Genomic DNA, 14,014 nt, shown 5'->3' on the forward strand with positions numbered 1-14,014 from the left:
CTGTAAGCTATTTTCCTTTTTTGCCTTAAGATAGAGTTTATGACCGATACATTGCAGCAACAGCGAATTGTTAACGTGCTACACCAACGAGCGCATGATTTGCTACTGGGTCATAGTTTTGCTAATCAGCAAATAGGCTTTATTCATACCTTAGACCTCAATGACGGTAAACCCGTTAAAAAGCGTACCTTATTAGAAGTTGAAGTGGCCGCTCAGCAAAAGCGTCAACAAAAAAGTACTTCACATCAAAAGTTACAGGCAAAAACCAGTCAAAAATTACATACGGTTATTGAAACCGTGATGGCCAAACGTCTTGAAGACATAGATTTAGTCATCAAAGACACTGTTGGTATAGATGATAATGTGCCCGCTATACTTGATATTCTTGCAACACGCGCGGCATCGGTCGGTCGTTTAGAGCCGCTAATTAACGATTTAAACTGGCTTGGACGAGAGCTGGTTACCTTAGTTAATTTACCTTTTTATCGTAAGCAACGCAGTAAAGGCACCTCAGTCAAAGTAGATACCCCAGCATTGGCATTACGTTATTTAGGCTTAGACAACCTGCAACTGGTAGTGCCTACTTTTGCAGTGCGCCATTGGATGCCAAACAGCACCGCACCATTTCCGCTATTAAAGCGCAGGTTAAAAGACAACACTATGTCATGTGCTATTGCGGCACAAACTCTAGCGCAGCTTAATGGGTTAAATCCCATGCATGCATTTACCTTAGGCATGTTATTAAATGTGGGGCAAATTGCCTTAGTGCGCTTATACTTAAAAGTGTTTGAGCAAGTATGGCAACGCAAAATACAGCGTGCTCGTGAAGAAGGTGACAAAAACCTACACACTGCGTTGTTAGAGTTAAAACCTGACCCGCTATTTTTAACGACATTGCTGAATGAAAAATCACTGCTTGTTAGCACCAAGGTGATTGAAACCATGTCATTTAAATACTTACCCTTTAACACTGTTATGCAGCAGTTAGTGAATGGGACAGAAAAAGGTGATAGCTTATTGCCATTATCGCAAGTAATTTTAAAAGCTCGCTGCTACTCTCAGTACTTAAATTTAAAAGAGCACCAGCTTATTGAAGACGATGAATTACAAAGCTGGTTTAGCTATTATAAGTTTACAAAAAAAGAGTTAGAGACCTTACAAACAGCTAATTTTACTAATTTGGCACTTCAAATCGATTAAATCTGTTAATTTTTTTGCGACTATTCATTCACTTTAATTCTACTTATTCATGTGCAGTTGGTTTATAAGCGCTATGCTTTTTTCGTTGTAGAGGCGCTGACTAAGGTAAATGCACATCATTACTAGCTCTCAAATAGTTATTCACTATCTATGAAATAATATCTTAAGCCCTTTATTTTAAAGGGGTACATGAAAGTTTTTGAAGAGACATAACCCTAAATTTCTGAAATAATGAGCGCCTGAAAATTGAACCACAACGTAGTTTCAGGCAAATACATAGCTATTATTTTTTGCCGACACATTTGGTTATTAACAATAATCACACCCCTATTCTACTGCTTTGTGATGCACACAATTAAGAGGAAATAAAATGACAGTCAATCGCGAATTATTTGATCACGTAATGGTTCCTAACTACGCACCTTCAAGCGTAATTCCAGTTCGAGGCGAAGGCTCTCGTGTATGGGATCAACAAGGACGAGAGTTTATCGACTTTGCTGGTGGTATTGCCGTTAACTGTCTTGGCCACTGCCATCCTGCATTAGTGGGTGCATTAAAAGAGCAGGGCGAAAAAATTTGGCATTTATCAAATGTAATGACCAATGAGCCAGCGCTTCGCTTAGCTAAAAAAATGGTTGATGCGACTTTTGCAGAAAAAGTTTACTTTGCAAACTCAGGCGCAGAAGCAAACGAAGCGGCACTTAAATTAGCGCGTCGTTTTGCGCTTGATAAATTTGGTGCAGAAAAGTCACAAATTATCGCCTTTAATAAAGGTTTCCATGGTCGTACCTTCTTCACGGTTACTGTAGGCGGTCAAGCGGCTTACTCTGACGGTTTTGGCCCTAAGCCAGGCGACATTGTTCATTGTGACTACAATGACCTTGCCGCATTTGAAGCGTTGATTAGCGATAATACCTGTGCGGTAATGATGGAGCCAATTCAAGGTGAAGGCGGTATTATCTCGCCAACTGACGAATTTGCTCAAGGCGTTCGTGATTTATGTACTAAGCACAATGCATTGCTAATTTTTGATGAAGTGCAATCAGGTGTTGGTCGTACGGGTGAGCTATACGCATACCAAGGCTTAAACGTAGTACCTGACATTTTAACTTCAGCAAAAGCACTTGGTGGTGGTTTTCCAATTGGCGCTATGCTAACAACCACTGAGATTGCACAGCATCTTAAAGTAGGTACCCATGGTTCTACTTACGGCGGTAACCCACTAGCCTGTGCAGTTGCAGAAGCTGCATTTGATACAGTGAACAACCCAGAAGTATTAGCGGGCGTTAAAGCAAAAGCGGCGTTATTTACCGAGCTACTTAATGCGATTAACGAAAAGTACCATGTATTTAGTGAAATTCGTGGCCAAGGTTTATTAATCGGTGCCGTAGTTAATGAGCAGTACAAAGGGCGCGCTAAAGAGTTTTTAGTAGCCGGTACTGAGCATGGCTTAATGTCACTTGTAGCGGGTGCTGATGTGGTTCGTTTCACTCCATCTTTAGTAATACCAGAAGCTGATATTCGCGAAGGCATGGCACGCTTTGAAAAAGCTGTAGCCCACGTTGTAAACGCGTAATCGCTAATTCAACTTCTCTAAGGGCAAACATTGTTTGCCCTGCAGTTCCTATTTACCGTTATATATAAGGGAGTAAGCGGATTCATGATGATCCTTCGCCCAATCCAAAAAAGTGATTATGCAGCTTTAGTAACCATTGCCGACGAGTCGGGACATGGCTTTACTTCTTTACCTAATAATGAAGAGTTATTACAAAAGAAGATTGCACATTCAGTTAATTCATTTACAAAAACCACGTCACAGCCTGGTGATGAAGGGTACTTATTTGTTCTTGAAGATACTGAAACTGGTGAAGTAGTTGGTACTTCAGGTATTGAAGCGGCAGTTGGCTTAGATGACGCATTTTATCACTATCATTTGAGTAAAGTGATTCACTCTTCGCGCACGCTAGATGTATATAAAGCGGTAGATATTCTCACCCTTTGTAATGACTACACTGGGGCTACAGAGCTGTGTACGCTGTTTTTAAAAGACGGTTATCGTAAAAATTGTAACGGTAAGCTGCTTTCAAAAGCACGCTTTATGTTTATAAAACAGCACCAGCAACGCTTTGCACAAACCGTTATCGCAGAAATGCGTGGCGTATCTGACGAAAACGGCAGTAGCCCGTTTTGGCAGTGGCTTGAAGAGCACTTTTTCTCAATGGATTTTCCAACCGCAGATTATCTGACGGGAATTGGCCAAAAAGTGTTTATTGCTGAGTTAATGCCTAAATACCCAATTTACGTCAACTTATTGAGTAAAGAAGCGCAAGCGGTTATTGGTCAAGTACACGATAATACGCGCCCAGCTATTCAGTTATTAAAAAGTGAAGGCTTTACTTTTAATGGTTACGTCGACATTTTTGATGCAGGCCCAACCGTTGAAGCAAAAGTAGATAACATTGCTACTGTACGTAATGCACAAAACTTTAGTGTTGAAATTGGCGAAATGACAGGTGATACCATGGTATTGCTAGCCAATGATAAGCTTGAAGACTTTAGAGCAACCGTTGTTCCTATGGCATTTGATTCACGTTCAAACAGCCTTGTGCTTACGCAAGAACTTGCTGATGCATTACATTTAAAATCGGGCGACTTTGTTACTGCTACCCCAGTTTAATTTAGGAGAAAGTATATGACTCATCCTGCACAATTTATTAATGGTCAATGGTCGCAAGGCCAAGGCACAGAATTTAACTCAGTTAATCCTGCAAATAACGACGTTATTTGGCAGGCATCAGCTGCAAGCGCAGAGCAAGTAGATAGCGCTGTAGCATCAGCACGTGAAGCATTTTACAGTTGGGCTGATAAAAGCTTTAGCGAGCGTTTAGAGATTGTAAAAACCTTTGCTGCAACATTAAAAGAGCACAGCGAAGATCTAGCGGTTGCTATTGCACAAGAAACAGGTAAACCACTTTGGGAAACACGTACTGAAGCGGGCGCCATGGTAGGTAAAATTGCCATTGCTGAAAAAGCATTTTTAGAGCGTACTGGTGATGTTGAAAACGCTATGCCGCAAGGTCGTGCGATGATCCGTCATAAGCCACATGGTGTTGTTGCTGTATTTGGTCCTTACAACTTCCCTGGGCACTTACCAAATGGCCACATTGTACCTGCACTTTTAGCCGGTAATACTGTGGTATTTAAACCATCTGAACTTACACCTATGGTGGCTGAGCTAACCCTTAAACTATGGGAAAAAGCCGGTTTACCTGCTGGGGTAATTAACCTAGTTCAAGGTGAAGTAGAAACAGGTAAAGCATTGGCGTCACACAAAGGCATTGATGGTTTATTCTTTACTGGATCTTCACGTACGGGTCATATTTTACATGAACAGTTCGCAGGTCAACCAGGTAAAATTTTAGCGCTTGAAATGGGTGGTAATAATCCACTAATCGTTAAAGATGCAGAAGATACTCTTGCTGTAGTGCATGATATTGTGCAGTCTGCGTTTATCTCAAGCGGCCAACGTTGTACCTGTGCGCGTAAATTGTTTTTACCAACAGGCGCTAAAGGCGATGAAATTTTAGCGCGCTTAATTACAGCGACTAAAGCAATTAAAGTTGGTAACTACGACGACGCTGACCAACCGTTTATGGGTTCAATGATCTCAGCGGCCGCTGCTGCTGGTATGGTTAAAGCGCAAGACGAGTTAAAAGCCATGGGTGGTGACGTGTTAGTTGAGCTTGAGCATACAGCTAACACCGGTTTTGTTACACCAGGTATTATTGAGTGTACTAATATTAATGACTTCCCAGATGAAGAGCATTTTGGTCCACTTTTAAAAGTATTCCGCTTTGATGACTTTGACCAAGCAATTGATAAAGCAAACGACACTAGCTTTGGTTTATCAGCAGGTTTATTAAGTGATAACCAAGCTGATTACGATCATTTCTTACGTCGTATTCGTGCGGGTATTGTTAACTGGAACCGTCCAATTACAGGCGCCTCAAGTGCTGCGCCGTTTGGTGGTATTGGTGCCTCAGGTAATCATAGAGCGAGCGCTTATTACGCTGCCGATTACTGTGCATACCCTGTTGCTTCTGTGGAACTTGAAAAAGTAACCATGCCAGCAACATTAAGCCCAGGCTTAAAAATAGATTAAGTACTCTGAACGTTAGTTAAGTACTACTTAATTAGTATAAAAGCAGCTTCGGCTGCTTTTTTTGTATTGCAATCTCACAAAGCTAGCAATTATCAGTGCTTTCTGCTTAAATTAAGCAATCAGTATTTTTGAGGTAAATAAACGATGGTTTTAAACAGGCAAGGGTACGATGATTTAATAATGTACCTAACTCAGAACTTAGCGTTGTTTGAAAAGGCAGGTGAAATAAAGCCAGGTGCGCCAACCGTTATTGAGTTAATTGAAGATGTAATTGCCGAAAATGTCATACGCATTTGTCAACAACACCCAGACCTTTCTACAGAGCAACGCAGTCAAATTGTGCGCGAGGTTGATGGCATTGTTTACGATTTACAAGAAGTGCTTAGTAGTGTGACCTCTCACACTGTTACAGTAGAACAGCATGCTTTTATTGACGAGTTTGCTGGACTAGTTAAAAACTTATTTGATAACGCTATTAATTAATATTTCCCCCTTTAAAAACCACGCTTTATTCGCTATTTAATTTAAATGCGCGTGAGAGCCTGCGTGTAATGAATGCAAAATTAAACTAATGAGATAAAACAATGCAAGCAAATGTAAAATGGGTTGAAGGTAATACCTATATAGGCCGCTCTAATAGTAATCATAATGTGGTATTTGATGCGGGTAGTGACGGAGCAGCACCAAGCCCAATGGAAATGGTGCTTATGTCTGTCGGTGGCTGTTCATCGGTTGATGTGGTAAGTATTTTAAAAAAAACCAAGCAAGACTTCTCATCCGTTGATGTGCAATTAACTGCTGAACGAGCAGAAACAGCCCCGCGCGTGTTCACTAAAATTAATTTGCACTTTGTTGTAACTGGTAAGAATGTATCTGAAAAACACCTAGAGCGAGCGGTTTCGCTTTCTGCCGAAAAGTATTGCTCAGTTGCATTAATGCTTGATAAAACAGTAGAAATTACCCATAGCCATGAAGTTGTTGAAGATCAGGGAAAATAACGCTTTTTCCGTGAGTGAAATTCGTATAAAATCCGCGAACTTTTCATTCTGCAGGTGCAGATTTCACTAATTTATAGGTTGGTTTATATGAACAAACCCTTCGATAAACTTAAACTTCATGGCTTTAATAATTTAACTAAAAGCCTAAGCTTTAGTATTTACGATATTTGCTATGCAAAAACAGAGCAACAACGTAAAGAATATATAGAATATATCGATGAGCAGTATAGTGCAGATAGACTAACCGACATTTTAGGTGATGTGGTTGATATTATTGGTGCCAATATTTTAAATGTTGCACGTCAAGATTATGAGCCACAAGGTGCCAGTGTAACTATTTTAGTTTCAGAAGAGCCTGTAGAAGAGCAGCAAAACTATGATGCTGACGAAGCACCAGGGCCATTACCTGACTCAGTGGTTGCACACCTTGATAAAAGCCACATTTGTGTTCACACATACCCTGAAGCACACCCAGATGATGGTATTTGTACTTTCCGTGCGGATATTGAAGTATCAACCTGTGGCATTATCTCGCCGCTTAAAGCGTTAAACTTCTTAATCCATAGTCTTGAGTCTGATGTAGTAACGATTGATTACCGCGTACGTGGTTTTACCCGTGATGTAAACGGCGTTAAACATTACATTGATCATGCAATTAATTCGATTCAAAACTTCATGACAGAAGATACCAAAGAAGCGTACCAAATGATGGACGTGAACGTGTATCAAGAAAACCTGTTCCATACCAAAATGATGTTAAAAGAAACCGATTTAAATACGTATTTATTTGGTTTATCTACTGATGATTTGTCAGATGACGAAGAAGAAGAGATTCGCTCAAAGCTAACACGTGAAATGCAAGAAATATTCTATGGCCGTAACCTGCCAGATACAGAATAATAGCAATTAGATTAAATAAAAATGGCGCTCATTGAGCGCCATTTTTGTATGTGTTGTTTAATGCTACTTAACAAGTAATAACTGGGTTTGTCGGCCATTGAGGTACCACACACCGGTTTTATCAAACATAGCATCTTCTTCAAGCATTATTCTTATTTCTTTATTCCACGGTTTTATAAACACCGCATTGTTAAGCTCAATCGAGTACGCCGTGTTTAAATGCAACGGGTAATCGCCATCCCCCGGCACACCTTGCTGAGCATCCCACATACCTAGTGTTGTACCAGCTGCATGACCATGATAGCCGAGCGGGTGAGTATAAATAGTGGGCTTTAACCCCTGTGCAATGGCTTTTTCGCGGGCGGCTTTTAATACCTGATTACCTGTTTTCCCAGCTGTAAATTCAGCCGTAAAAATGTCTTGTAGCTTATTGCCCTTTTTTAACGCATCAACAAGGTAATCGGGGGCTTTTGTTTCGTCTGGTTTTAAAACATAAGCGTGTTGTTGAGTGTCTGTATTTAAACGCAAATAATTAATACCAAAATCGATATGTAATAAGTCGCCTGCTTGAATAACATTATCGGCATAGCCGTTGGTAAAGCTGTCTTCGTGGTCGAACGATTTACTGTCGGCGCGTTGTATTGCAATACTAGGGTGAAACCACGTTTGCAGCTTAAGCTCCCTTACGCGCTCTCTAAACCACCATACTAAGTCGTCGCTGGTTGTTTTGCCCACCGTAATTACTTTATTTGAAAAGCCCTCAGCAATAATAGAGTGAGCAATAGCAACAATGTGTTTGTACATGTCCACTTCTTCTGGAATGCGTTGCTCTAACCATGCAACAGCCAGCGGCTCGGCTGAGGTTATTTTATTTTTATATATCGCAGGTAAGTTGGCCATTAAAGTGGTGTAATCGCCAAGCACTAGCCCATCGGCATGTGCCCAATCTGTAGATGTGTTGAGAGCAATATTTCGCGGTTGGTATTGCTCAATAAGCGTATTGAGCGCTTGCCACTGATTAGGCTGTGCTTGCTTATCCCAGGCTTTTTTAAAAACACTCCCTATTTTGTAAGGCGCAATTGCAAAGGCGTCAACACCGCCTTGTTTGTTAACTGCAAATAATAAAATAGTGGTGCGCCTTGCCGAGAGCCATGTAGCAGGCAGCATGGTTTTTAATATCGGGTCTTCATTATATTCGCGGCTTATCATTAGCCACATATCTATACTGTGTTGCTGCATTAATGTGGGTAATAAAGTCTTAATACGTTTTTCGGTAATGCTATCGATAAACGCAGCCCTTTCTTTCATTGATAGAATAGTAGGGGGCTCAGCGGCTTTAATGTCAGGGCTAAATAGTATGAGTATAAAAGTGAGTAAAAAAACGTATTTATTATTTTGCATGGCTGGCTTGTTTTTTAAACGAATATATAAGCTAACATTGCACAAACAATAAGATAAACAAATCATTTGCGATAAATCGTAGACACAAAAAAGCCCAGCAAAATACTGGGCTTTTGTAATAAATACTGCTTAGCCAAGCATGCTGTACAGTAACGCAAATACAGCTAATGAGCCAACAGCCAGTACAAATAAGGTACTTAAACGGTTACGGTATTTTTGTAAGCTAGGCACTTTGTAAACTGCAATCATTGGCATAATGAATAAAATCATCGCAATGATTGGCCCCGATAACTGATCCATCATATCTAGTATGCTTGGGTTCTTAACCGCGCAGAACCAAATAGCGAAAAACATCAGTACCGCACCCACTTTGTCAGCGACTTTAGGGCTCATGCTTGAGTGTTTAGTCACTAACCCAGTAAAGCTTTCGCGTGCCCCTAAAAAGTGACCTAAAAACGACGACATAATCGCAATAAAGGCAACCAAAGGTCCCAGCGTTGCAATGAATGAGTTTTCTGTAATATTAGCCAAGTAAGATAAAACAGAGACGTTTGCCGCTTTTGCTTCAGCCATTTGGTCGCCGGTAAGCGATAACACGCATGAGAACACAAATAATAAAACAAAGGTGATCAGCAATAAGCTAGTGCGCTTTAAAATCGCTTCTGACTTAGACGTTGCTAGGTCACCGTAGTGACTACGTTGCTTATTAACAAAGCTTGAAATAGCCGCTGCATGGCTAAACGAAAACACAATAATAGGAATCGATAACCAAAGTGTTTTACTAAAGCTACCTAGCTCAGGCAAAGCTGTATCGGGCATTTGCCAGCTTGGGATTAAATACAAAGACAAAAAGAATAAAATACCCACTAGCGGGTACACTAAAATAGCAAAGGCGCGCAGCATTAAGCGTTCACCGCCCATCATTAAGCCAATCATTAGTGCAACTAAAATACCCGATAAAGCAACGCGTGACGGCGACTCCATCCCTAACTGATTGACCATAAAGCTGTCTACCGTATTGGTTAAACCCACACCGTAAATAAGCAAAATAGGAAAAATTGATAAAAAGTATAATAAGGAGATCAGTCGACCCGCGTTTACGCCAAAGTGTTCTTCTACTACATCGGTAAAATCAGCCTCTTTATTTTTTGATGATAATACAAAACGCGCCAAACCACGGTGCGCTAAAAAGGTCATTGGAAAGGCTAAACACGCCATAATAATCAGTGGCCAAAAACCACCAATACCAATATTAATCGGTAAAAATAAAATACCAGCACCTACTGCGGTGCCAAAAAGGCTCAGTGTCCACTGCGTATCGTGCAGGTTCCATTTTGACTTAGACGTGTGTGCGTCTTGTGCTGGTGCATTTGAAAGCGTTGCACCTTGAGATGTTGTCATGTGTGTATATCCATTATTTATCATAATAATTGCGCCGAAGAATATAGTTTTTAACCACACATTTCATGTGTTTTTATGTCTTGGATATAAATTTGTTGTAGCGTATTAGTTACTGACTGTCACGAATATGAAACAGTGTTTAAAAGCTGCGCAGTTAGTGCAGGAATATGCTGCGAAATGCGTGAATAATCAGCAAAGATGCTATTGAAGGAGGGACATACAATTTGAAAAGTTATTTTCAAGCCAATGTGTACTTGGTATGCATTAACCAGCGAATGGTTGGTAAGGGTATTATGAGAATTGAAAATATTTGGCCACTTTCTTGCCCAGTTAATTGATAACTAACAACTCAAAGCGAGTTTTACCCTGTAATATTGAAGCCATTAATCGGAACTTCATAAGAGATTTTTTCTAAACTCCGTTATACTTTCTACAATTTAATCAGCCAACTGAAGTAAATAGGCCGCTAACTGCAATGAGCAAAGACATTCTTTTCCATACTATTTTTGTGCATGAAACCAGTAAAACATGGGTAGTATTTGTTCATGGCGCAGGGGGGAGTTCGGCAATCTGGTTTCGTCAGCTTAAAGCTTATAAAAAAGAATATAATGTGTTGTTGCTTGATCTTCGTGGTCACGGTAAATCAAATGATCTATTACAAAACTTTGTTGATAATAATTACTCATTTAATAATGTCTCTAAAGACATTATCGATGTGTTAGATCATAACAATATAACCAGCGCACATTTTGTTGGTATTTCATTGGGCACAATTCTTATTCGAAATATTGCAGAAATTGCCCCGCAATATGTTTCTAGTATGGTGCTAGGTGGGGCGGTTACTCGTTTTAATACCCGTAGTAATACATTGGTTTATTTAGGCAATACCTTTAAACACTTGTTGCCTTACATGTGGTTGTATCGTTTATTTGCTTTTATTATGATGCCGAAAAAGCGTCATAAAGAGTCTCGACTTTTGTTTATTCGTGAAGCAAAACGCTTGTGCCAAAAAGAGTTTATAAAATGGTTTAAATTAGCCATGGACGTAAATCCTTTAATGCAGTATTTCAAAGAAAAAGACATTGATATACCCATTCTTTACATTATGGGTAAAGAAGAGCATATGTTCCTTGGCCCGGTTAAAGAAATGGTTAAGCGCCATAAAAATAGCGTATTGCAAACCATTCACCATTGCGGCCATGTTTGTAACGTAGAACGCCCAGACTTATTCAATCAACACTCGCTTGCTTTTATAGCACAGCAAAATCGTTAGGGGTTACCGCTTTTAAAAAGTGTTTAATTCATGGTAGGTAATTAGAAAAACTTATAACCGATATTACTAGCAAACTGGAGCAGGTCATTCTTTTGGACTTTTATCGAAAACTAAAAACAAGGCCTTACTCCATGTCATACTTTTTACACATAGTAGAATACCTCGCTTAAATATAATTGGTAATCATTTACACAGTTTGCTACTAATAGATGTTCACAAAATAAGAACGCGCTCATGTGAACTATAAGGATGTAATTTGAGCAAGTTACTAGAATGCAGGGAAGTGTGTGAGAATATGTTTAGTTTTAATATCATTACTTCTTAATGGGTGCTCTCCAATTTGGGAGGAGCAACACTTATAAAGTGTATTACATTGATGATACCAAAAGGTTAGGTTACAGCCTTGATCAGGGCGCATATATTGGGCGACTCGATGAACTAATAAATATTAAATCTAACGAAAAAAATATTTCGGCTTATGCTTGTCCGAATAAGGTTTGTGCTTTTTACTATATTGATAAAGTCAAAGATAACAAGTTTGCTGAACACAACGAATTTGTTTATGGACCATACACAAAAGCTCAATTTTCAGCGATAACTAAAAAATTAGGGTTACCGACTATAAATTCCATCGCTAACAACGCAATTTAATAAAGGCTAAAAACTTTACTTAGATTTTCACAGGCTACAACACGTCCAAATCTTTTAACTAAAACGCCTATTAAGGTTTATAAATAAAGAACTTAAAGAACAAATAAAGGCGGTCAGTATGGATAAAAAGAAAGCCATTGTTATATTATTCGGTATTTTATGGTTTGTGTTAGGAGCTACTTTTTTCATAGGTTTTGAGTCAGTAGAAAAGTTGTTGTTTTGCGTGTTTGTATTTTTCTTTTGTTATAGATATATCTATGCATTTATATTAAAAAGAAGTATTTATGCACCATATACCGGTGAGGAAATTTCTCCTACTGAAGGTAATTTAATAAAGCGGCTCTTTATGCTGATTATAGGCATCGGTGCGTGTACCTATTTTACTTTCTTTATCTCTTAAAAAGCATACTTGACCAAAAGCCTGAACAAACCCTAATAGAAAAGGTTATATTATCACTTGGTATGTTCATAACCTTGCTGTGTTTTAGTGCACTTTATCATTCGTGGACAAGTTCTTGTTTAGTGCGAAATAGCGAGGATGGTTAACGGGTACTTGTTGGGTTCCACTCAACCCAACCTAAGGTGTTTAGGTTTACATCGAGCTGCTCGTGGCTAACAGCTCGAAACTCTTAGCTTTTATTATTCCACCGCACTCACCACAAAATACGGATTCAAATATTCATCTTTGCTGTTATAGACAAGCGGGCTGCCATCGAGCTTAGTCACTTTTGCACCGGCTATTTCAGCAATGGCATGGCCTGCGCCGGTATCCCATTCACAGGTTGGGCCTAAGCGTGGGTAAATGTCGGCACTGCCCTCGGCGACTAAACACAGTTTGAGTGAGCTGCCTTTTGACACCATTTCAACCTCATCAAAGCGTTTTACAAATTCAGCTAAATCAGGAGAGGGGTGCGAGCGACTGCCTACAACACGTATAAGGCCTTTGTTAGGTTTGGTGGTAACTTTAAGCTCGATGCGCTCATCGCCTTTGTCTTTAAAAGCACCAATGGCTTCGGCGGCTATGTACGATACACCTAGCGCAGGGGCATCAACCACAGCTAAAACTGGTTTGCCGTTTTCGATTAGGGCAATATTAACGGTAAACTCGCCGTTCTTTTTAATAAATTCTTTGGTGCCATCAATTGGGTCAACCAGCCAATAGCTGTTCCATGTTTGGCGTACGTCCCAACCAATATCTGCACTTTCTTCACTCAATACAGGAATGTCTGGAGTGAGCTTTTTGAGCCCTGCACTAATGATTTTATGAGCTGCTAAGTCGGCGTCGGTTACGGGGCTTTCATCAGCTTTGTATTCAACGTTAAAGTCTTTGTTGTAAATACCCATAATCGCGCTTCCCGCTTCGCGAGCGAGAATAAGGGTTTCTTCTAGCAGTTCAGTTTGGTTCATTACATGGGCCTATAGTATATGCTGATGTTTTAGATACGTTATCAGTTGAGCTACCGATTGGTCTAGGGTGTTTTTACTGGTATCTAAAATTATTTCAGGATTAACCGGCGGCTGGTAAGTTGAATCAATCCCAGTAAAGTGTTTAATTTCACCGGCGCGTGCCTTTTTATATAAGCCTTTTGGGTCGCGACTTTCACACACCTCAAGAGGGGTGTCGATGAATACTTCGATAAATTCACCCTCATCAACTAACTCACGAACCATGTCGCGCTCAGCTTTAAAAGGAGATATAAACGCAGTAAGGACTAACAAACCAGCATCAACCATTAGCTTGGCGGTTTCGCCTACGCGGCGGATATTCTCAACGCGATCGGCATCACTAAAACCTAAATCTTTACATAAACCATGGCGTACATTGTCGCCATCAAGTAAATAGGTGTGTGCGCCTTGCTGATTGAGTGCTGCTTCTAGTGCATTCGCAACGGTGCTTTTACCTGAGCCAGAAAAACCAGTAAACCATATAATAGCGCTCTTATGATTTTTTTGTTCACTGCGCTGCATTTTAGTAGTGGCGTAATTATGCCAAACAATATTGTTATCCATTTGCTGTGTCTCTTTATG

General features: G+C 40.0%; 14 protein-coding genes. 10 read left to right on the forward strand and 4 right to left on the reverse strand.

The annotated features are described in order from the left end of the window. Window positions 1-39: 39 nt before the first annotated feature. The 7 genes from FLM47_RS01070 to speD all read left to right on the forward strand — a co-directional run bounded on the left by FLM47_RS01070 (window position 40) and on the right by speD (window position 7,260). Complete coding sequence (locus FLM47_RS01070; protein WP_109875693.1) at window positions 40-1,200, forward strand: HDOD domain-containing protein; 1,161 nt, start codon at window positions 40-42, stop codon at window positions 1,198-1,200. A gap of 370 nt (window positions 1,201-1,570) precedes the next feature. Beyond that, entirely contained in the window at window positions 1,571-2,776 is a 1,206-nt protein-coding gene (locus FLM47_RS01075) for an aspartate aminotransferase family protein (RefSeq protein ID WP_008108435.1), read from the forward strand. A gap of 84 nt (window positions 2,777-2,860) precedes the next feature. After that, entirely contained in the window at window positions 2,861-3,877 is a 1,017-nt protein-coding gene (gene astA / locus FLM47_RS01080; protein WP_055012478.1) for an arginine N-succinyltransferase, read from the forward strand. 15 nt (window positions 3,878-3,892) lie between these two features. Then, window positions 3,893-5,362 carry a succinylglutamate-semialdehyde dehydrogenase gene (gene astD, locus FLM47_RS01085; protein WP_178954633.1) on the forward strand — a complete coding sequence of 490 codons (1,470 nt, stop codon included), beginning with the start codon at window positions 3,893-3,895 and terminating at the stop codon, window positions 5,360-5,362. Window positions 5,363-5,506: 144 nt separating this feature from the next. Then, window positions 5,507-5,845, forward strand: a complete 339-nt coding sequence (locus FLM47_RS01090; RefSeq protein ID WP_178954635.1) for a DUF3802 family protein — start codon at window positions 5,507-5,509, stop codon at window positions 5,843-5,845. A 101-nt stretch (window positions 5,846-5,946) separates the two neighbouring features. Next, window positions 5,947-6,360 carry an OsmC family protein gene (locus FLM47_RS01095; RefSeq protein WP_138606675.1) on the forward strand — a complete coding sequence of 138 codons (414 nt, stop codon included), beginning with the start codon at window positions 5,947-5,949 and terminating at the stop codon, window positions 6,358-6,360. Between the two features lie 87 nt (window positions 6,361-6,447). Further along, window positions 6,448-7,260 carry an adenosylmethionine decarboxylase gene (gene speD / locus FLM47_RS01100; RefSeq protein WP_010392088.1) on the forward strand — a complete coding sequence of 271 codons (813 nt, stop codon included), beginning with the start codon at window positions 6,448-6,450 and terminating at the stop codon, window positions 7,258-7,260. 63 nt (window positions 7,261-7,323) lie between these two features. On the opposite strand, the gene FLM47_RS01105 is transcribed toward speD, so the two are convergent. Beyond that, window positions 7,324-8,661 (reverse strand): M24 family metallopeptidase, encoded by a 1,338-nt coding sequence (locus FLM47_RS01105; RefSeq protein WP_138623550.1) that lies wholly within the window; start codon window positions 8,659-8,661, stop codon window positions 7,324-7,326. Between the two features lie 129 nt (window positions 8,662-8,790). Then, window positions 8,791-10,062 carry an aromatic amino acid transport family protein gene (locus FLM47_RS01110; RefSeq protein ID WP_138623552.1) on the reverse strand — a complete coding sequence of 424 codons (1,272 nt, stop codon included), beginning with the start codon at window positions 10,060-10,062 and terminating at the stop codon, window positions 8,791-8,793. 475 nt (window positions 10,063-10,537) lie between these two features. On the opposite strand from FLM47_RS01110, the gene FLM47_RS01115 reads away from it, so the two are divergent. From FLM47_RS01115 to FLM47_RS01125, 3 genes are all read left to right on the forward strand, one after another. Then, the gene (locus tag FLM47_RS01115) at window positions 10,538-11,335 is read left to right on the forward strand and encodes an alpha/beta fold hydrolase (RefSeq protein ID WP_178954637.1); all 798 of its coding nucleotides are present in this window, start codon (window positions 10,538-10,540) and stop codon (window positions 11,333-11,335) included. A gap of 363 nt (window positions 11,336-11,698) precedes the next feature. Then, complete coding sequence (locus tag FLM47_RS01120; protein ID WP_178954639.1) at window positions 11,699-11,986, forward strand: hypothetical protein; 288 nt, start codon at window positions 11,699-11,701, stop codon at window positions 11,984-11,986. 118 nt (window positions 11,987-12,104) lie between these two features. Then, on the forward strand, window positions 12,105-12,386 hold the full coding sequence (locus FLM47_RS01125; RefSeq protein WP_008468821.1) for a hypothetical protein: 282 nt from the start codon (window positions 12,105-12,107) through the stop codon (window positions 12,384-12,386). 239 nt (window positions 12,387-12,625) lie between these two features. Here FLM47_RS01125 and cysQ read toward each other — a convergent pair whose 3' ends face one another. Together cysQ and cysC are read right to left on the reverse strand one after the other, a co-directional pair. Next, on the reverse strand, window positions 12,626-13,393 hold the full coding sequence (gene cysQ, locus FLM47_RS01130) for a 3'(2'),5'-bisphosphate nucleotidase CysQ (protein ID WP_178954641.1): 768 nt from the start codon (window positions 13,391-13,393) through the stop codon (window positions 12,626-12,628). 9 nt (window positions 13,394-13,402) lie between these two features. Continuing rightward, a complete protein-coding gene (gene cysC, locus FLM47_RS01135) occupies window positions 13,403-13,996 on the reverse strand; it encodes an adenylyl-sulfate kinase (RefSeq protein WP_178954643.1) in 594 nt (197 codons plus the stop codon). Window positions 13,997-14,014: the final 18 nt, after the last annotated feature.

The organism is Pseudoalteromonas sp. Scap06, assembly GCF_013394165.1.
Classification (GTDB): Bacteria; Pseudomonadota; Gammaproteobacteria; order Enterobacterales; family Alteromonadaceae; genus Pseudoalteromonas.